This window comes from Streptomyces sp. NPDC002537 (genome assembly GCF_053594975.1).
The window spans coordinates 1-20,124 of record NZ_JBSFWT010000076.1; the positions used below are offsets into that span (position 1 = coordinate 1).

Here is a 20,124-nt window from a genome sequence, read left to right on the forward strand (position 1 = left end):
CGGTTACATTCCGAACCCGGAAGCTAAGCCTTTCAGCGCCGATGGTACTGCATGGGGGACCGTGTGGGAGAGTAGGACGCCGCCGAACAAATTTTCAAAAGCTCCGGTATCTGGACCTCGGTTCAGATACCGGAGCTTTTTTGTTTTCATGATGAAGTGCGGAGCGTCACTCCTCGTTAACGTCCTGCCGTCACCCTCCCTTCCATGGGGACAGCGGAGCGGTTGACGGCAGCGGGCATCGGCGCAGGTGACGAGGTCATCGTGCCCTCGTACGCCACCACGGACGCGGCCGAAGCGGTCCGGCGCGTCGGCGCCGTACCCGTGTTCGCGGACATCGACCCGCACAGCCTCTGCCTCTCACCGGTCTCCGTCGCCGCCACGATCACCCTGCGCACCGCGGCCGTGATGCCCATTCATCTCTTCGGCCACCGCGCCGACTTGGCCGGGCTGCGCGCCGTCGCCGCCACCCGAGGGCTGCTCGTCATCGAATACGAGCCCCATCGGCTTCCGGACGCCGACGCCAGGAGGCGGCGCGAGAACGCCGCCTACCTCACCGCCCGCCTCACCGGCGTTCTCACGCCCCCTATGGACCCCGAACTCCCGCACAGCTACCAGTCGTACGTCGTGCGCGTACCCGGCAACGGACGGCCCGACCGGGACGCCTTCGCCCGCGCGCTCCGGGCCCGCCGCGTCCGCTGCCACGTACCCGTCCAGACACCGGTGCACCGAACCCCCGCGTTCCGGCGGGAGTTGTGGCTGGCGGAAACGGAACGGGCCGCCGACGAATGCCTCGCCCTGCCCGTGGACGCCGGAACCGGCCCACGGGAACTGCACCGTATGGTGTCCGCGTGCAACGCGCTCGGAGGCCTCCTCAAGGCCGCCGCCTGACGGAACCGGCAGGTGGTCAAAAGGGCGTGCGAACATCGGGTATGCTTTATCTCGTTGCCGGCCCCAATAGCTCAGTCGGCAGAGCGTCTCCATGGTAAGGAGAAGGTCTACGGTTCGATTCCGTATTGGGGCTCCAGAAGAAAAGGCCCTCGTCATTCGGCGGGGGCCTTTTCGCTGTCCCGGAAAACCTGAAGGCTGTTCCGGAAGCCCCTGGAATCAGCCCTCCTGACGCTCGGGCACCCGCATCGCCAGAATCGCCATGTCGTCCGACGCGGGCTCGGCGGCGAACCGTTCGACGGCACGCAGGATGCGCGCGGCGACCGCACCCGCCGTCAGGCCCGTACAGTTCGCCAGAACGTCGCTCAGGCCGTCGTCGCCCAGCATGCGCGAGCCCTCACGGCGCTCCGTCACACCGTCCGTGACGCACAGCAGCACATCGCCCGGGTCGAGGGTGACCGTCTGCTCGTACAGCTCCAGGTCCTCCATGACGCCCAGCAGCGGCTGCGGATCGGCCGCGGCCTCCACCGTGCCGTCCGGGCGCAGCCGCAACGGCAGCGGATGGCCCGCGCAGACGACCTTGAGGATCGCGCTGCCGTCCGCCTGCGGCCACAGCTCCCCGTACAACAGCGTCAGGAAGCGGCTGCGGGCCCCCTCGTCGAGGATGGCGGCGTTGAGCCGCTCCAGGACCGCCGGACCGCCGTAGCCCTCGCGGGCCAGGAGGCGCAGGGCGTGCCGGGCCAGACCGGTGACCGCGGCGGCCTCCGGGCCCGTGCCGCAGACGTCGCCGATCGCGAACCCGTAGGCGCCGTCACGGATCGGGAAGAGGTCGTAGAAGTCACCGCCGACCTCGTTGCCCTCCCCGGCCGCGCGGTAGATGACGTCGACCTCGACACCGGTCACGTGCGGCAGCTCCGGCGGCAGCAGGCTGCGCTGGAGGGACTGGCTGATGGCGGTGCGCTCGCTGTAGAGGCGGGCGTTGTCGAGGGCGAGCGCGGCCCGGCGGGAGAGGTCCTCGGCGAGCTCCAGGATCTCCTGGCGGAAGTGGTCGTCGGTGGGCTTGCCGAGGGTGAGCATGCCGATCACACGGTTGCGGGCCACCAACGGCAGGACCACCGTCTCCCCGCCGACCGCGGCCGCCGTGGCGAGCGAGGTGCCCGGACCCGCCGTCCGGGCCAGGTCGGCCAGCCCGAGGCTGCGCAGGGAACTGCGCAGCGCGGCCGAGTGGGCCGCCTCCGCGGGCGCCGTCCACACCCGGGCGCCGGGCGTGGGCACGGGCTCCGGCGGCGCCAGCTTGCCCAGCAGGGTCTTCAGGCCGTCGATGCGGTCCTCGTCCTCGTGCAGGACGTACGACAGCTCGGGGTCGGACGCCGGGTCGGCGACGGTGTAGACCGCGCACCATGTGGCCAGCGTGGGCACGGTCATCTGTGCCATGAGGGCCAGGGTCTGGTCGCGGTCGAGGGTGCCCGCGAGAAGATCCGACGCCTCCACGAGGAACGAGAGCGAACCCCGGCGCAGACGTTCGAGCTCGTTGAGGCGGGCGCGTTCGACGGCCAGGGCGATACGGTCGGCGGCGAACTGGAGCCGGAGGGCCTCTTCGTTGGTGTAGCGGCCGGGCGACTCGGCGGCGACGCCGAGCGAACCCGTGAGGCGGCCCTCGACCTTGAGGGGGACCGTGACGACGGAACGCATGCCGGTGTCGGCCAGCAGCGGCACGGCACCGGGCACGACCGCGAGGTCCTCGTGGACCGCGGGCATCCGGGCGGAGCCGTAGCGCCCCGTACCGGCCTCGACGGGGACCCGGGCGAAGCGCTGGTTCGCGGCCGGGAGGCCCGTGGAGGCGCGGACCTCCAGCTCGGTCTCGTCGTCGGTGGCCAGCAGCAGATAGGCGGCGTCGCCGTCGAGCATGTCGCGGGCGCGCTCGACCGTCCGCTGGAGGAGACCGTCGAGGTCGTCCGGGGCCGGGGAGCCGATGAAGACCTCGAAGGGGTCGGTGGCCGTGCCCCGCTCGCCGGTCGCGGTGTCCGCGGCGGGGGAGCGCTGGAGGCTCTGGAGGACGGCCCGCTCCTCCTCGCGCACCAGCAGACAGACCGTGGAGGGGGCGCCCGCGGTGTCCCGCACGCGCAGGTGGGAGGCGTACACCGGGGTGATGCGGCCGTCGGCGTCCCTTATGCCGTACGAGCCCTCCCAGCGGGAGAGCCGGAGGGCCTCGGCGATGCCCGTGGAGGTGCCGGGGGTGTGCGGCCAGGCGGCGAGGTCGGTGAGGGGCTTGCCGATGACCTGGTCGCCGGCGAAGCCGAACATGGCGCGCGCGTCGTCGTTCCAGGCGCTGATGACGCCGGCCCGGTCGATCTGGACGACGGCGACACGCACGCGGGGGTCCGCGACGGGCAGGGCCTCGGCGGGCAGCGCGGGGCCCGCCGAGCGGGTGCCCGCGGGCCGGTCCGGCAGGTCGAGCTGGAACCACACCTGCTTGTGCGTGCTGCTGTACTCGACGCCCCAGCGGGTGGCGAGGGCCGCGCAGAGCAGCAGGCCACGGCCGCCCTCGCGGTCGACGCCCCCGATCCTGCGGGCGGAGCTCTGCAGCGGCAGCTCCCGGTCCGGGTAGTGATCGGCGACCTCGACACGGACGCCGGTGTCCGTGCGCATGCACAGGACGTCCGCCGCGGTGCCCGCGTGGACGACGGCGTTGGTGACGAGTTCGCTGGTCAGGACGACGGCGTCGTCGATGATGTCGGGGAAGCCCCAGCCCTGGAGGGTGTCCCGGACGAAGGCACGAGCGGAGGCGACCGAGCGTCCGACCGGCTCGAAGGTGGCGGCAGCCCGCGCGGTGATCACAGCACTCCCCATTGGCCTCTCATTGCTCCCCCGAGTCCTGTGCCCGCTCATCACGTCCCGGACTCATCCGCCAGGCTAAACCGTCGGATCAAGTGATGTGGACAGAGCCGTGGGTTTCGGGCCCGGCCGCGATCCGGCGGCCGCGTGTGCCCTCCGGAGCGGATGCGCCCGGCCGCCGGGCTGTGGTCGGCTGTGGAAGGCGCCCCGCGAATGTGGGGACGCTGCCGGACCGCTGTGACTCCTCCCCGGACCCGTGGGCCGGGGCTTCTCACCGGGCCGGACGGCCACGGCGAAGGACGAGTCCTGCCCCGTAGCCTCCAACGAGACCGCGAAGTCGGGGTTACGTACCGACTGGCCACCGCTTCGGTGGCAGGGTGAAACACTGGGAAAGACTGAAACGGAAGCCCGACGAGGATGATCGACCCAGCGGGAGGGACACGGTGGAGTCTGGCGCAGCGGCGCGGGGCGTGAGCACGCGCGCGAAGGGCGGACGGTCCCGGGCCAATGGGACGACGGAAGTGGACACCGCGTCGCTGAACCGGCTGCTGTCGGCTCTCTCCGCGATGCGGGACGGGAACTTCCGGAAGCGCCTGCCCGCCCAGGGCGACGGCGTGATGTCCGAGATCGCGGCCGTCTTCAACGAGGTCGCCGACCGCAACATGCAGCTGACGGGCGAGCTGGCGCGGGTCCGCCGGGTGGTCGGCCGTGAGGGGAAGCTCACGGAGCGGCTGGAGGTCGGGGCCTGCGAGGGGGCGTGGGCGCAGGCGATCGATGCGTCCAACGCCCTCGTCGACGATCTCGTGCGGCCGGTGTCCGAGGTGGGCCGGGTGCTGTCGGCGGTCGCCGAGGGCGACCTCGAACAGCGGATGGACCTGCGGTCGGTGGGGCCGGACGGCTCGGCGCACCCGCTGCGGGGCGAGTTCCTCAAGGTCGGGCGTACGGTCAACGGCCTCGTGGACCAGCTGTCGGCGTTCACCGACGAGGTGACGCGGGTGGCGAGCGAGGTCGGTACGGAAGGCAAGCTGGGCGGGCAGGCCCGGGTGCGTGGAATGTCGGGTTCGTGGAAGGACCTGACGGATTCCGTCAACACCATGGCGTCGAGGCTCACCGCTCAGGTGCGTGATATCGCTCTGGTGACGACGGCGGTCGCCAAGGGCGACCTCTCCCGCAAGGTCACGGTCCACGTGGCCGGGGAGATGCTGGAGCTGAAGAACACCGTCAACACCATGGTCGACCAGCTGTCGTCCTTCGCCTCCGAGGTGACCCGCGTCGCGCGCGAGGTCGGTACGGAGGGCGAGCTGGGCGGGCAGGCGCAGGTGCCCGGCGTCGCGGGCGTCTGGAAGGACCTGACCGACTCGGTCAACCTCATGGCCGGCAATCTGACGGCGCAGGTGCGGGGCATCGCGCAGGTCACCACGGCGGTCGCCAACGGCGACCTCTCGCAGAAGGTGACGGTCAGCGCGCGCGGCGAGGTCGCGCAGCTCGCCGAGACGATCAACCAGATGACGGAGACCCTGCGGACGTTCGCCGACGAGGTGACGCGGGTCGCGAGCGAGGTCGGCGCCGAGGGCCTGCTCGGCGGTCAGGCGCAGGTGCCGGGCGCGGCGGGTACCTGGAAGGACCTCACCGATTCGGTGAACACCGCCTTCCGCAACGTCACCACGCAGGTGCGGGACATCGCGCAGGTGACGACGGCGGTGGCCAACGGCGACCTCGGGCAGAAGGTCACCGTCGATGTGTCCGGCGAGATGCTGGAGTTGAAGAACACCGTCAACACGATGGTCGACCAGCTCTCCGCGTTCGGTTCCGAAGTGACGCGTGTGGCACGGGAGATCGGCGTCGAGGGCGAGCTCGGCGGTCAGGCGGCGGTGCCGGGCGCGGCGGGTACGTGGAAGGACCTCACCGATTCGGTGAACACCGCCTTCCGCAACCTCACCGGACAGGTGCGCAACATCGCGCAGGTGACGACGGCGGTCGCCAACGGCGACCTCTCGCAGAAGGTCACCGTGGACGTGTCCGGCGAGATGCTCCAGCTGAAGAACACCGTGAACACGATGGTCGACCAGCTGTCGTCGTTCGCCGACCAGGTCACGCGGATGGCCCGTGACGTCGGCACAGAGGGACGGCTCGGCGGCCAGGCCCGGGTGGACGGGGTCAGCGGCACCTGGAAGGAGCTCACCGACTCCGTCAACTTCATGGCGGGCAACCTGACGTCGCAGGTCCGCCAGATCGCCCAGGTGACGACCGCGGTCGCGCGCGGTGATCTGTCGCAGAAGATCGACGTGGACGCGCGGGGCGAGATCCTGGAGCTGAAGAACACCATCAACACGATGGTCGACCAGCTCTCCGCGTTCGCCGAGCAGGTGACCCGGGTCGCCCGCGAGGTGGGTACGGACGGCCGCCTCGGCGGTCAGGCGCAGGTGCCGGGCGTGGCCGGGGTGTGGCGCGACCTGACGGACTCCGTCAACGGCATGGCGGGCAATCTGACCGCCCAGGTCCGCAACATCGCGGGCGTCGCCACCGCGGTCGCGCGCGGTGACCTGTCGCAGAAGATCGACGTGGATGCCCGGGGCGAGATCCTGGAGCTGAAGAACACCCTCAACACGATGGTCGACCAGCTGTCGTCGTTCGCCGACCAGGTGACGCGGGTGGCGAGGGAGGTGGGCACCGAGGGCATCCTCGGCGGTCAGGCGGAGGTCCAGGGGGTCTCCGGCACCTGGAAGGACCTCACCCAGTCCGTCAACTTCATGGCGAACAACCTCACCTCTCAGGTGCGGAACATCGCCGAGGTGACGACGGCGGTCGCCAAGGGCGACCTCTCCAAGAAGATCACCGTCGACGCCAAGGGCGAGATCCTCGAACTGGTCACCACCGTGAACACGATGGTGGACCAGCTGTCGGACTTCGCCGAGCAGGTCACCCGGGTGGCCCGCGAGGTGGGCACGGAGGGGCAACTGGGCGGCCAGGCGCGGGTGCGGGACGTCACCGGCATCTGGAAGGACCTCAGCGACAACGTCAACCTGATGGCCAACAACCTCACCAGCCAGGTCCGCAACATCTCGCAGGTCGCGGCGGCCGTCGCCAACGGCGACCTGACCAAGAAGGTCACGGTCGAGGCGCGCGGCGAGGTCGCGCAACTGGCCGACACCGTCAACACCATGGTGACGACGCTGTCCTCCTTCGCGGACGAGGTCACGCGCGTCGCGCGCGAGGTGGGCACGGACGGCATCCTCGGCGGCCAGGCGCGGGTCCCCGGCGTCAGCGGCACCTGGAAGGACCTCACCGAGTCCGTGAACTCGATGGCGTCCAACCTGACCGGGCAGGTCCGCAACATCGCGATGGTGACCACCGCCATCGCCCAGGGCGATCTGACCAAGAAGATCGACATCGATGCGCGCGGTGAGATCCTCCAGCTCAAGACCACCATCAACACCATGGTCGACCAGCTGTCCTCGTTCGCCGAGCAGGTGACCCGGGTGGCCCGCGAGGTGGGCACCGAGGGGCAGCTGGGCGGTCAGGCGCGGGTGCGCGACGTGGACGGCACCTGGCGCGACCTCACCGAGTCGGTGAACGAGATGGCCGGGAACCTGACCCGTCAGGTGCGGGCCATCGCCGAGGTCGCCACCGCGGTGACCCGCGGCGATCTCAACCTCAAGATCGATGTCGATGCGGCGGGCGAGATCCTGGAGCTCCAGGACAACATCAACACGATGATCGCCAACCTCCGGGAGACCACGCTCGCCAACAAGGAGCAGGACTGGCTCAAGGGCAACCTCGCCCGGATCTCCGGCCTGATGCAGGGCCGCCGGGACCTGGAGGACGTCGCCGGGCTCATCATGAGCGAGCTGACGCCGGTGGTCTCCGCGCAGCACGGCGCGTTCTTCCTGGCGATGCCGACGGGCCGCGGGCAGACCGACGGCGACGAGGACGCGTACGAGCTGCGGATGCTCGGCTCGTACGGCTACTCGATGGGCTCGATGCCCACCTCCTTCCGGCCGGGCGAGACCCTCATCGGCACCGCCGCGCAGGAGAAGCGGACCATCCTGGTGGAGAACGTGCCGCCGGGCTATCTGAAGATCGCCTCCGGGCTGGGGGAGGCGCCGCCGGCCCATGTCATCGTGCTGCCGGTGCTGTTCGAGGGGCAGGTCCTCGGTGTGATCGAGCTGGCGTCCTTCCAGCCGTTCGCGCAGATCCAGAAGGATTTCCTCAACCAGATCGCCGAGATGATCGGCACGAGCGTCAACACGATCAGCGTCAACACCAAGACCGAGGTCCTGCTCAAGCAGTCGCAGGAGCTGACCGAGCAACTGCGCGAGCGGTCCGCCGAGTTGGAGAACCGGCAGAAGGCGCTGGAGATCTCCAACGCCGAACTGGAGGAGAAGTCCGAGCGGCTGGCCCGGCAGAACCGCGACATCGAGGTCAAGAACACCGAGATCGAGGAGGCCCGGCAGGTCCTGGAGGAGCGCGCCGAGCAACTCGCCGTCTCGATGCGCTACAAGTCCGAGTTCCTGGCCAACATGTCGCACGAGCTGCGGACGCCGCTCAACTCCCTGCTGATCCTCGCCAAGTTGCTCGCCGACAACGCCGAGGGCAACCTCTCCCCGAAACAGGTCGAGTTCGCGGAGACGATCCACGGCGCGGGCTCGGACCTGCTCCAGCTCATCAACGACATCCTGGACCTGTCCAAGGTCGAGGCCGGCAAGATGGACGTCAGTCCGACCCGTATCGCCCTGGTGCAGCTCGTCGACTACGTGGAGGCCACCTTCCGGCCGCTGACGGCGGAGAAGGGCCTCGATTTCTCCGTACGGGTCTCGCCGGAGCTCCCGGCGACGCTGCACACCGATGAACAGCGGCTGCTCCAGGTGCTGCGCAACCTGCTGTCGAACGCCGTCAAGTTCACGGACACCGGCGCGGTCGAACTCGTCATCCGCCCGGCGGGCAGCGACGTGCCGGACAACATCCGGGAGCAGCTGCTGGAGGCGGGCTCGCTGCGGGAGCCGGACGGCGACGTGATCGCCTTCTCGGTCACGGACACCGGGATCGGCATCGCGCAGAGCAAGATGCGGGTGATCTTCGAGGCGTTCAAGCAGGCGGACGGGACGACCAGCCGCAAGTACGGCGGCACGGGCCTCGGGCTGTCCATCAGCCGGGAGATCGCCCGGCTGCTCGGCGGCGAGATCCACGCGGCGAGCGAGCCGGGCCGCGGTTCCACCTTCACCCTCTACCTCCCGCTCAACTCGGGTGAGCTGCCGCCCCAGGGGTATGCGCAGCTCGCGCCGGGCGGCCACGGCATGGCCGTCGCGGAACCGGCCGGGGGCACCGCGGTCGCCGCGGGCGAGCACCCCGAGGCGAGCCCGGAGCGCCCGGCCGGGGCCGAGCCGCAGGGCCGCGGGGCGGCCGGTCTCTACCTCCGGCGGCAGCGCGCCGCACAGGCGGCGGCACAGTGGCCCGCCCTGCCCGGCCCGGGTATGCAAGGGCCGGCCGTGCCGACGGCCCCCGAGGAGGGCTCCTGGCCGGGCGAGCCGGTCGGTGACGGAGAGCAACTGTCGAGCCACGGGTTCGGCGGTGGCTTCGGCGGGTCCTTCCACGGCGAGAAGGTGCTGATCGTCGACGACGACATCCGCAATGTGTTCGCCCTCACGAGCGTCCTGGAGCAGCACGGGCTGTCGGTGCTCTACGCGGAGAACGGCCGCGAGGGGATCGAGGTCCTGGAGCAGCACGACGACGTCGTGGTGGTCCTGATGGACATCATGATGCCGGAGATGGACGGCTACGCCACGACGGCCGCGATCCGCAGGATGCCGCAGTTCGCGGGGCTGCCCATCATCGCGCTCACGGCCAAGGCGATGAAGGGCGACCGGGAGAAGAGCATCGATGCCGGTGCTTCCGACTATGTCACCAAACCGGTCGACACGGATCACTTGCTGACGGTGATGGAGCAGTGGATGCGCACCGAGTGACGGTCAACCGGACTGTTCCTGACCGCCTGTTGACCGGCCGTGGCTGAAGACGTGTGGGAGCGCGGGATTCGGGGAACCTTCTGGTCCCCCACTACGTTTCTGCTACGTGCACAGTGACATCGCGGTGACAGGGTGTGGCGACCGGCGGGGTGCGGCTACCATGACCGGCACAAGGACGGGCGGCGCAAGGGAGTCGTCCCCTGGGGCGGCGCCCGGTGCTTCCCCCGGCTCTTCGAGCTGGGGAGACCCCAAGCCGGGACGAGGAGGACGGGGCATGGTTCAGAAGGCCAAGATCCTCCTGGTCGATGACCGGCCGGAAAATCTGCTGGCGCTGGAGGCCATCCTCTCGGCGCTCGATCAGACGCTGGTGCGGGCATCGTCAGGGGAGGAAGCGCTCAAGGCGCTGCTGACGGACGACTTCGCGGTGATCCTGCTGGACGTCCAGATGCCCGGCATGGACGGGTTCGAGACCGCCGCGCACATCAAGCGGCGGGAGCGCACCCGGGACATCCCCATCATCTTCCTGACCGCCATCAACCACGGCCCGCACCACACCTTCCGCGGCTACGCGGCGGGCGCGGTCGACTACATCTCCAAACCGTTCGACCCCTGGGTGCTGCGCGCCAAGGTCTCGGTCTTCGTCGAGCTGTACATGAAGAACTGCCAGCTGCGCGAGCAGGCCGCTCTGTTGCGCCTTCAGCTGGAGAGCGGCCAGGGCCGCCCCGGCACGGCCGCGGCGCCCCAGGAGCCCGCCGGGCTGCTCGCCGAGCTCTCCGCGCGGCTTGCCGCCGTCGAGGAGCAGGCGGAGGCGCTCACCAAGCAGCTCGACGAGTCGGCCGACGCGGCGGCCGTCGCCACCGCCGCCCACCTGGAGCGCAAACTCACCGGGCTGCGGCGGGCGCTGGACGCCCTGGAGCCCGGCACGGGCAGCGGCGTCGGCCCGCTTCCCTCGCCCAGCTGACCCCCTGACGTCGCGTCACCCCGGTCGCCTCCGGGCCACGACACGAATGGGTGAACGCATGGGCCCGGGTGTCCCACTCGTCGGACGACGGTAATCTCGGCACCATGGCCTCACGTACGTCCGGCAAGGGTTCCCAGAGCACGGCGGGCAACTCGAAGCAGCGCGCCGGACGCTCCGGGGGCGCCGCCGCGAAAGCACCCGCGAAGAAAGCGCCGCCGAAGCCCGCGGGCAAGGCGCCCGCCAAGAAGGCGGCAGCGCGGAAGCCGCCCGCCAAGAAGGCCGCTGCCAGGCCCGCGCCCAGGAAGACCGCCCCGTCCCCGACGAACGGTGTCTTCCGCGTCGTCCGGGCCGTGTGGCTCGGCGTGGCGCACGCCGTCGGCGCCGTGTTCCGCGGGGTCGGCCGGGGGGCGAAGAACCTCGACCCGGCACACCGCAAGGACGGCCAGGCGCTCCTGCTCCTCGCCCTCGCACTGATCATCGCCGCCGGCACCTGGTCCAACCTCCAGGGCCCGGTCGGCGAGCTGGTGCAGATGCTGATCACCGGCGCCTTCGGCCGCCTCGACCTCGTCGTGCCGATACTCCTCGGCGTGATCGCGGTCCGGCTGATCCGTCACCCGGAACGGCCCGAGGCCAACGGGCGGATCGTGATCGGCCTGTCCGCGCTGGTGGTCGGCATACTCGGACAGGTCCACGTGGCCTGCGGCTCGCCCGGCCGCGGCGACGGCGCGGAGGCCCTGCGGAACGCGGGCGGACTGATCGGCTGGGTGGCCGCCCAGCCCCTGAACGTCATGGTCGGCGAGGTGCTGGCCGTCCCCCTGCTCATCCTGCTGACGATCTTCGGCCTGCTGGTGGTCACCGCCACCCCGGTCAACAGCATCCCCCAGCGGCTGCGACGCCTGGGGGTGCGGCTCGGGGTGGTCGAGCCGTACCCGGGGGAGTACGAGGCGGAGTACGCGGAGTACGCCGACGAGTGGCGCGAGCCGCCCGCCCGGCGCCGTCGGCCCGCCGCGCCGGACCAGGCGCCCACGGACGTGGACCGCGCCGAGGAGGAGGCGCTCGGCAAGCGCCGCCGCCCGCGCACCCCGTCCGGCCCCCCGGCGGGCCGGCCGCTGGACGCCATCGACGTGGCCGCCGCGGCCGCGGCCTCGCTGGACGGCGCGGTGCTCCACGGAGTCCAGCCGTCACCGCTCGTCGCCGGGCTCAGCAGCGGCATCTCCACCGAGCGGGACACCGGGACGGAGCACCTCCCGGAGACCGGCGCGGTGCCCGGTGCCCGCTCCACCTCGCGGGCCGGTGCCGCACCGGGGAAGCCCACGGGCGTCCCGGACCTCACCAAGGCCGCGCCCGAGCCCCCGCAGGGGCTGCCCGCCCGCGCCGAACAGCTCCAGCTGTCCGGCGACATCACCTACTCCCTGCCCTCGCTCGACCTGCTGGAGCGCGGTGGCCCGGGGAAGGCCCGCAGCGCCGCCAACGACGCCATAGTGGCCGCGCTGACCAATGTGTTCGCGGAGTTCAAGGTCGACGCGGCCGTCACCGGCTTCACCCGCGGCCCGACGGTCACCCGCTACGAGGTGGAGCTCGGCCCGGCCGTCAAGGTCGAGCGGATCACCGCCCTCGCCAAGAACATCGCCTACGCCGTCGCCAGCCCGGACGTGCGGATCATCAGCCCGATCCCCGGCAAGTCCGCGGTCGGCATCGAGATCCCCAACACCGACCGCGAGATGGTCAACCTCGGCGACGTGCTGCGGCTGGCGGACGCCGCCGGTGACGAGCACCCCATGCTCGTCGCCCTCGGCAAGGACGTCGAGGGCGGCTACGTGATGGCCAATCTGACGAAGATGCCGCACATCCTGGTCGCCGGAGCCACTGGTTCCGGAAAGTCGTCCTGCATCAACTGCCTGATCACGTCGGTCATGATCCGGGCGACCCCCGACGACGTACGCATGGTGCTGATCGACCCCAAGCGCGTCGAACTGACCGCCTACGAAGGCATTCCGCACCTGATTACGCCGATCATCACCAACCCCAAGCGGGCCGCGGAGGCCCTCCAGTGGGTGGTGCGCGAGATGGACCTGCGCTACGACGACCTCGCGGCGTTCGGTTTCCGGCACATCGACGACTTCAACGCGGCCGTGCGCAACGGCAAGGTCAAGCCCCCGGAGGGCAGCGGGCGGGACCTGACGCCGTATCCGTACCTGCTGGTCATCGTGGACGAGCTCGCGGACCTGATGATGGTCGCCCCGCGGGACGTCGAGGACTCGATCGTCCGGATCACCCAGCTCGCGCGTGCCGCGGGCATCCACCTCGTGCTCGCCACCCAGCGGCCGTCCGTCGACGTCGTCACCGGTCTGATCAAGGCGAACGTGCCCTCCCGGCTCGCCTTCGCCACCTCCTCGCTCGCCGACAGCCGGGTCATCCTCGACCAGCCGGGCGCCGAGAAGCTGATCGGCAAGGGCGACAGCCTCTTCCTGCCGATGGGCGCGGGCAAACCGGTCCGCATGCAGGGCGCCTTCGTGACCGAGGCCGAGGTCGCGGGGGTCGTGCAGCACTGCAAGGACCAGATGACGCCGGTGTTCCGCGACGACGTCACGGTCGGCACCGCCAGGAAGAAGGAGATCGACGAGGACATCGGCGACGACCTGGACCTGCTCTGCCAGGCCGCCGAGCTGGTCGTCTCCACCCAGTTCGGCTCCACCTCGATGCTCCAGCGCAAACTGCGTGTGGGATTCGCGAAGGCGGGCAGACTCATGGATCTGATGGAGTCGCGCAACATCGTGGGCCCGAGCGAGGGTTCCAAGGCCCGCGACGTACTGGTCAAGCCGGACGAGCTGGACGCGGTGCTCGCGGTGATCCGAGGGGACGGCGGGGCCTAGACCGGGCCGGGGGCGGCGCCGCCCACCGGAGGCCGGAAACCCCCGTAAGAGGAGCCGGCCAGCCGTTTCTCTCGGCGGTGCGCCGAGTTGAGGGAGAGGGGGCGGGCCGATGTCCGACCGTCGGCGCCGTAGAACCACCTGATGGCGTACAAAGTCCGTCTTTCCGCTTGCCCGATGTTTTTGTATCGCCCCTAGACTGAATCTCCAGCAGGTGGCTACACGCTCGAAAGGCGCCCACGTGTCCATCGGCAACTCTCCCGCGGACGCTCCCGCGGACGACGACCGGCCATCCATCGGCCAGGCCCTCCAACAGGCCCGCATCAGCGCAGGGCTGACCGTCGAAGAGGTCAGCACGACCACTCGAGTGCGCATTCCGATCGTCCATGCCATCGAACAGGACGACTTCTCGCGCTGTGGTGGCCATGTCTACGCCCGAGGACACATCCGCGTGCTGGCGGGCACCGTCGGCCTGGACCCGGCCCCGCTGATCACCCAGTACGCGGCGGAGTACGGCGGGCGCCCCTCGCCGACCCCGGCGGCGCCGCTGTTCGACGCCGAGCGCATCCGGCCCGAGCCCCGGCGGCCCAACTGGACGGCCGCCATGGTCGCCGCCATCGTCGCCGTCGTCGGCTTCGTGGGGTTCACCCTCTTCAACGGCGGGACGAAGGGATCGGGCGACTCCGTCGCGGCGGACTCGCCGTCCGCCAAGCCCCCGGCCTCCCCGAGCGCGAAGACCGCGCCCAAGCCCGCCGACCCCAAGCCCGAGCAGTCCGACGGCGCCATCGCGGGTGCCCCCGCCAACATGGTCACCGTCAAGCTCACCGCCGAGAACGGGCAGACCTGGATGTCCGCCACGGACCACAACGGCAAGCTGCTGGAGGAGGGCGTGCTCAAGCAGGGCGCCTCCAAGACCTTCACCGACAGCAAGCGGATCGACCTGGTGCTCGGCAACCCCCAGGCGGTGCAGCTGTTCGTGAACGGCAAACAGGTCAAGGACCTGGACCACGACGGCAAGGTCAAGCGGCTGAGCTACACCAAGGGCGACCCCGTAGCGGGCTGAGCGCCCCCGCTGCACCCTGCTGACCAGGCACGGAACCGGCGGCGCGGCCGGTGGGAATCCGCCCGGGGAACCCGGTGCGGCGCGCCGCCGGGTGACCATCCTCTCGGTACTCGTCGCCACTCGGCAACGGAAGCGGCTCCGGGACAAAGTAGGCTGAGCCCTATGCCCGAACGCCGTACCGTCGCTCTTGTCACACTTGGCTGCGCCCGTAACGAGGTGGACTCGGAGGAGCTGGCAGGCCGCTTGGCGGCGGATGGCTGGGACCTCGTCGAGGACGCCGCCGATGCCGATGTGGCCGTAGTCAACACCTGTGGTTTCGTCGAGGCCGCCAAGAAGGACTCCGTCGACGCCCTCCTCGAAGCCAATGACCTCAAGGACCACGGCCGTACCCAGGCCGTGGTCGCCGTCGGCTGCATGGCCGAGCGGTACGGCAAGGAGCTCGCCGAGGCGCTGCCCGAGGCCGACGGCGTGCTCGGCTTCGACGACTACGCGAACATCTCCGACCGGCTCCAGACCATCCTCTCCGGTGGCGTCCACGCCTCCCACACCCCGCGTGACCGGCGCAAACTGCTGCCGGTCAGCCCCGCGGCCCGGCAGTCCGCCGCGGTGGCCCTCCCCGGCCACGCCCAGACCGACCCGGCCGAGGAGACCCCGGCGGAGCCGCCGGCCGACCTCCCCGAGGGCCTCGCCCCGGCCTCCGGCCCGCGCGCGCCGCTCCGCCGCAGGCTCGGCACCAGCCCCGTCGCCTCCGTGAAGCTCGCCTCCGGCTGCGACCGCCGCTGCTCCTTCTGTGCCATCCCCTCCTTCCGCGGCTCGTTCATCTCCCGCCGCCCCTCCGACGTGCTCGGCGAGACGCGCTGGCTCGCGGAGCAGGGCGTGAAGGAGATCATGCTGGTCTCCGAGAACAACACCTCGTACGGCAAGGACCTCGGCGACATCCGCCTCCTGGAGACGCTGCTGCCGGAGCTCGCGGCCGTGGACGGCCTGGAGCGCATCCGCGTCAGCTACCTCCAGCCCGCCGAGATGCGGCCGGGCCTGATCGACGTCCTGACCTCCACGGACAAGGTCGCGCCGTACTTCGACCTGTCCTTCCAGCACTCCGCGCCCGGCGTGCTCCGCGCGATGCGCCGCTTCGGCGACACCGACCGGTTCCTGGAACTGCTCGACCAGATCCGCGGCAAGGCCCCGCAGGCGGGCGCCCGCTCGAACTTCATCGTCGGCTTCCCCGGGGAGACCGAGGCGGACGTCGCCGAGCTGGAGCGCTTCCTGACCGGTGCCCGCCTGGACGCGATCGGCGTCTTCGGCTACTCGGACGAGGACGGCACCGAGGCCGCCACGTACGAGGACAAGCTCGACCCCGAGATCGTCGCCGAGCGGCTGGCGCGCATCTCCCGGCTCGCCGAGGAGCTGACCGCCCAGCGTGCGGAGGAGCGTCTCGGAGAGACCATTGAAGTACTCGTCGACCGGGTCGACGAGGAGGACGGCGTCATCGGCCGTGCCGCCCACCAGGCACCCGAGACCGACGGCCAGGTGCTGCTCACCACTGACGAGGAGCTCGCCCCCGGCCGTATGGTCGTGGCCAAGGTGGTGGCGACCGAGGGCGTGGACCTCGTCGCCGAGCCCTTGGGCGGCGGAGGGCGTACCGAGGAGGCGGCCAGATGACCGGAGTCCCGGCCTCCGCTGCTGGAGGCCATGCCCCGGCCTCCATGAGGCGGCCGGCGGGGTTGTGGAACATCGCCAACATCCTCACCATGGTGCGACTCCTGCTCGTGCCCGGGTTCGTGTTGTTGATGCTCCACAACGGCGGTCATGACCCGGTCTGGCGCTCCTTCGCCTGGGCGGCGTTCGCCGTCGCCATGATCACGGATCTGTTCGACGGGCACCTGGCCCGGATGTACAACCTGGTCACCGACTTCGGCAAGATCGCCGACCCGATCGCCGACAAGGCGATCATGGGCGCGGCGCTGATCTGCCTGTCCGGCGTGGGCGACCTGGAGTGGTGGGTCACGGGTGTGATCCTCTTCCGCGAGATCGGCATCACGCTGATGCGGTTCTGGGTCATCAAGCACGGGGTCATCCCGGCCAGCCGCGGCGGCAAGATGAAGACGCTCGCCCAGGGCGTGGCCGTGGGGATGTACGTCCTCGTGCTCACCGGGCCGTTGGCCACCGCCCGCTTCTGGGTGATGGCCGTGGCCGTGGCGTTGACCGTGCTCACCGGTCTCGACTACGTCAAGCAGGCCGTCGTCCTGCGCCGGGCCGGGCTGGCCGCACAGCGCGAGCGGGCCGGCCGGGAATCCGTGCGATGAGCGCGGTCACGGACGACGGCGGCGCACAGGCCGAGGCGGTGCTGGCCGCCCTGGCCGAGCGGGGCCTGACGGTGGCGGTCGCCGAGTCCCTCACCGGGGGCCTGGTCGCCGCCGCCCTGACCGCGGTGCCGGGTGCCTCGCGCGCGGTGCGCGGCTCGGTCACCGCGTACGCGACGGAGGCGAAGCGCGAGGTCCTGGGCGTGGACGGCGGGCTGCTGGCCGGGCGCGGGGCCGTCGACGCGGAGGTGGCGCGGCAGATGGCGCTCGGCGTAAGGGCGTTGCTGGGTGCCGACTGGGGCGCTGCCACGACCGGCGTCGCCGGGCCGGAGCCGCAGGACGGCCGACCGGTCGGTACGGTGTTCGTCGCCACCGCGGCCCCGGGCGGCCGCACCGCCGTGCGGCAACTGGACCTGACCGGCGACCGGGCGCGGATCCGTGCCGGGAGCGTACGGGCGGTGCTGGAGCTGCTGCTGAGCGAACTGACAGAAAACGTGGGCGCAAAGGATACGGAACACAACGGGGGGAATGGATGTTTGCAGCCCTGAGTGAACACGACATAGCTCCCCGCACGGCCGGAGCCCAAGGCGGTACGGTGGGGCGTGAAGGATCCGGATTCGCGGTCCAAGGAGGGAGCCACCGATGATTTTGCTCCGTCGCCTGCTGGGTGACGTGCTGCGTCGGCAGCGCCAGCGCCAGGGCCGCACTCTGCGCGAGGTCTCCTCGTCCGCCCGGGTTTCGCTCGGATACCTCTCCGAGGTCGAGCGGGGGCAGAAAGAGGCGTCCTCCGAGCTTCTCTCCGCAATCTGCGACGCTCTGGACGTACGGATGTCCGAGGTCATGCGCGAGGTGAGTGACGAACTGTCGCTCGCCGAGCTGGCGCAGTCGGCGGCGGCGAGCGAGCCGGTACCCGCGCCGATGCGGCCGATGTTCAATTCGGTATCCGTGACGTCCGTGACGGGCGTACCGGGGGAGCGCGTGACGATCAAGGCTCCGGCGGAGGCTGTCGACGTGGTCGCGGCCTGAGCAGGGGGCACGGGAGAGCAGTCATCCCAGAAACGTTTGTTCCCATCGAGGATCCCGGTCGGATGTCCGACCGGGATTCCGGCTTTTCCGGCCCTCTCCGGCCTTTTGTGTGATGGTGGAGGAACGGTGACAAACCGAACAGACGGGATAGTTCCCCCACCCTGAACAGGAGAAGCGGATGTCCGTTGTGAAGAGCCCGCTGTCCGAGCAGGACAGGAAGACCGTGGGCGACGCCCTGCAGGGCGCCCTCGTCGACCTGGTGGACCTCTCCCTCGTGGCCAAACAGGTCCACTGGACCGTCGTGGGACCGCGCTTCCGCTCGATCCACCTCCAGCTGGACGAGGTCGTCGCCAGCGCCCGCCTGCACGCCGACACGGTCGCCGAGCGTGCCTCGGCACTGGGCATCGCGCCGGACGGACGCGCCGGGACCGTCGCCGGGACCAGTGGCATCGGGCCGGTCGGCGAAGGCTGGAACAAGGACACCGCAGCGGTGCAGACCCTCGTCGACGCCCTGCACGCCGTGATCACCCGGATGCGCGAGCGCATCACGGCCACCGCCGACCCGGACCCGGTCACCCAGGACATCCTCATCGGCCTGACGGGCGACCTCGAGAAGCACCACTGGATGTTCCAGGCGGAGAACGCCTGAGCGCCAGGTGGCGGGCACCGGGCGGGCACGTTCTCCTTGAGGGCATGGACGAGCACCCTGCGATCCGCTTCACGAACGAGCTGATGGTGGTCTCGGGCCTCGACCGGACGACGGCCGGCGCCTTCGTCCGCAGGGTGTACCAGGAGGGCATCCACGAGGGCGAACAGCGGCTGATCGTGGAGTTGCGCCGACGCGACCTCCGGATCACGGAGCTGGAACGGGAACTGGACAGGTCGCGCGGCGGATCCTCCGGCTGACGGGTGCACGGCCGACGGGCGCGCATGGGTGAGGGGCGCTTACGGCGGCCACGCACGCTGCGCCGTTCCCCGGCGCGCTCTCCCGGACCCGGGAGGCCCGGTCTAGCGTCGGGTCCGACGTCGCATCCAACGCCTCTGACACCGTCCGAGGGGAGGCAGCCGTGATCTGGCGTGACTTCCGGGGCGGGACCCGGCGCGACACTCCTCGGATATCCGGCCGGTCGCGCGGCCCCGTCGGCTGGGCGATAGCAGTGCTGTGCAGCGCCGCCTGGTGGTGGGCCGGGCTCCGGCTGCTCGCGCAGCCGGACCGCGCCGGACCCGTGGAAGGGCTCGTCATCGCCGGAGGCTGGGGCCTGAGCCTGCTGCCGGTCCACTGCGTGCCGTGGACGCGGCGGGCGAAGCGGCCGTGGATATGGCGGGTCCTCGCCGACCGGGCGTGGCGGCGGCGCGAGGAGCCGTGAATCCGGTGGCGCGACCGGTGACGCGACCGATCCGGAGCCCTCTCACCCGTTCGGGTCATCAGACGGATCGGGTTGGCAGCGCGGGCACCAGTACGTGAGCCGCTCCTGTCCGGCCGCCCCTTGATCCGCGCTGCGCACGAGCGTTCCGCACCGTCGGCAGGGCCGCCCGGCCCGCCCGTACACCCACAGCCGTCGCCCGGTCCGCGGATCACCCGTGGTGACCCGGGCGGGCCGCACCTTGTTCGCCTCCAGGAACCTCTTGGCGAGCGCCACCAGCCGTTCCGGCCCGGCGAGCCGCCCGACCGGGAGCCACGGCGACGCCCGGAGCGCGAAGCACAGCTCGGACTTGTAGACGTTGCCGACCCCGGCGAGATTGCGCTGGTCGAGCAGGGCCTCGCCCACGGCTCGCGCCGGCTCGGCGAGCAGTCTGCGCAGCGCCTCGTCCGGATCCCAGTCGGGCCCCAGGAGGTCGGGACCGAGGTGGCCCACGACGGCGGACTCGTCGGCGGTGCGCAGCAGGTCCAGGACCGGGAGCCGGTAGCCCACCGTGGTGTGGGCGGTGTTGGCCAGCACGGCGCGGATCTGGTGTTGCGGGCCCCCGCTCCAGCGCTCGCCGGGATCGTGGATCCGCCAGGCACCGTCCATACCGAGGTGCGAGTGGAGGGTGAGGCCGCCTTCGACGCGGGTGAGCAGGTGCTTGCCGCGCGGGACGACCTCGGTGACGCGGCGCCCGGTGAGATCCACGGTGGCGAGCTTGGGCACACGCAGGTCGGAGCGGGTGAGCGGACGGTCCGCGAGGGCGCGGTGCAGGGCGTGGGCGGTGCGCCAGACGGTGTCTCCTTCGGGCATGC

Annotated in this window: 14 protein-coding genes, 1 tRNA gene and 1 rRNA gene; 14 read left to right on the plus strand and 2 right to left on the minus strand. The window is 70.9% G+C overall.

Features of this window, described 5'->3' with window-relative positions; translation table 11 throughout:
- The 3 genes from rrf to ACWD4A_RS27495 form a co-directional block, all read left to right on the plus strand.
- A 5S ribosomal RNA gene (rrf, locus tag ACWD4A_RS27485) occupies window positions 1-88 on the plus strand; the annotation flags it as partial.
- Window positions 89-204: 116 nt separating this feature from the next.
- The gene (locus ACWD4A_RS27490; RefSeq protein WP_451198010.1) at window positions 205-888 is read left to right on the plus strand and encodes a DegT/DnrJ/EryC1/StrS family aminotransferase; all 684 of its coding nucleotides are present in this window, start codon (window positions 205-207) and stop codon (window positions 886-888) included.
- 60 nt (window positions 889-948) lie between these two features.
- A tRNA-Thr gene (locus tag ACWD4A_RS27495) sits at window positions 949-1,024 on the plus strand.
- Window positions 1,025-1,104: 80 nt separating this feature from the next.
- On the opposite strand, the gene ACWD4A_RS27500 is transcribed toward ACWD4A_RS27495, so the two are convergent.
- A complete protein-coding gene (locus ACWD4A_RS27500) occupies window positions 1,105-3,723 on the minus strand; it encodes a SpoIIE family protein phosphatase (protein WP_451198046.1) in 2,619 nt (872 codons plus the stop codon).
- A gap of 440 nt (window positions 3,724-4,163) precedes the next feature.
- On the opposite strand from ACWD4A_RS27500, the gene ACWD4A_RS27505 reads away from it, so the two are divergent.
- The 11 genes from ACWD4A_RS27505 to ACWD4A_RS27555 all read left to right on the plus strand — a co-directional run bounded on the left by ACWD4A_RS27505 (window position 4,164) and on the right by ACWD4A_RS27555 (window position 19,273).
- On the plus strand, window positions 4,164-9,683 hold the full coding sequence (locus tag ACWD4A_RS27505) for a HAMP domain-containing protein (protein WP_451198012.1): 5,520 nt from the start codon (window positions 4,164-4,166) through the stop codon (window positions 9,681-9,683).
- 274 nt (window positions 9,684-9,957) lie between these two features.
- Complete coding sequence (locus ACWD4A_RS27510; RefSeq protein WP_451198013.1) at window positions 9,958-10,644, plus strand: response regulator; 687 nt, start codon at window positions 9,958-9,960, stop codon at window positions 10,642-10,644.
- Window positions 10,645-10,748: 104 nt separating this feature from the next.
- A complete protein-coding gene (locus ACWD4A_RS27515; RefSeq protein ID WP_451198015.1) occupies window positions 10,749-13,517 on the plus strand; it encodes a DNA translocase FtsK in 2,769 nt (922 codons plus the stop codon).
- A 238-nt stretch (window positions 13,518-13,755) separates the two neighbouring features.
- Window positions 13,756-14,577, plus strand: coding sequence for a helix-turn-helix domain-containing protein (locus tag ACWD4A_RS27520; RefSeq protein WP_451198016.1), 822 nt, complete (start codon window positions 13,756-13,758; stop codon window positions 14,575-14,577).
- A 162-nt stretch (window positions 14,578-14,739) separates the two neighbouring features.
- The gene (gene rimO / locus ACWD4A_RS27525; protein ID WP_451198018.1) at window positions 14,740-16,239 is read left to right on the plus strand and encodes a 30S ribosomal protein S12 methylthiotransferase RimO; all 1,500 of its coding nucleotides are present in this window, start codon (window positions 14,740-14,742) and stop codon (window positions 16,237-16,239) included.
- On the plus strand, window positions 16,236-16,883 hold the full coding sequence (pgsA, locus tag ACWD4A_RS27530; protein ID WP_451198019.1) for a CDP-diacylglycerol--glycerol-3-phosphate 3-phosphatidyltransferase: 648 nt from the start codon (window positions 16,236-16,238) through the stop codon (window positions 16,881-16,883). Before rimO ends, pgsA begins: the two co-directional genes overlap by 4 nt.
- Entirely contained in the window at window positions 16,880-17,428 is a 549-nt protein-coding gene (locus ACWD4A_RS27535) for a CinA family protein (protein WP_451198020.1), read from the plus strand. The genes pgsA and ACWD4A_RS27535 overlap by 4 nt, the downstream gene beginning before the upstream one ends.
- A gap of 94 nt (window positions 17,429-17,522) precedes the next feature.
- A complete protein-coding gene (locus ACWD4A_RS27540; protein WP_086566431.1) occupies window positions 17,523-17,906 on the plus strand; it encodes a helix-turn-helix domain-containing protein in 384 nt (127 codons plus the stop codon).
- 178 nt (window positions 17,907-18,084) lie between these two features.
- The gene (locus tag ACWD4A_RS27545) at window positions 18,085-18,555 is read left to right on the plus strand and encodes a Dps family protein (protein ID WP_451198022.1); all 471 of its coding nucleotides are present in this window, start codon (window positions 18,085-18,087) and stop codon (window positions 18,553-18,555) included.
- Window positions 18,556-18,599: 44 nt separating this feature from the next.
- A complete protein-coding gene (locus ACWD4A_RS27550; RefSeq protein ID WP_451198023.1) occupies window positions 18,600-18,812 on the plus strand; it encodes a hypothetical protein in 213 nt (70 codons plus the stop codon).
- Window positions 18,813-18,973: 161 nt separating this feature from the next.
- Window positions 18,974-19,273, plus strand: coding sequence for a hypothetical protein (locus ACWD4A_RS27555; protein ID WP_451198025.1), 300 nt, complete (start codon window positions 18,974-18,976; stop codon window positions 19,271-19,273).
- A 42-nt stretch (window positions 19,274-19,315) separates the two neighbouring features.
- Here the strand turns inward: ACWD4A_RS27555 and ACWD4A_RS27560 are convergent, their stop codons facing one another.
- Window positions 19,316-20,122 (minus strand): DNA-formamidopyrimidine glycosylase family protein, encoded by an 807-nt coding sequence (locus ACWD4A_RS27560; RefSeq protein ID WP_451198027.1) that lies wholly within the window; start codon window positions 20,120-20,122, stop codon window positions 19,316-19,318.
- Window positions 20,123-20,124 lie beyond the last annotated feature (2 nt).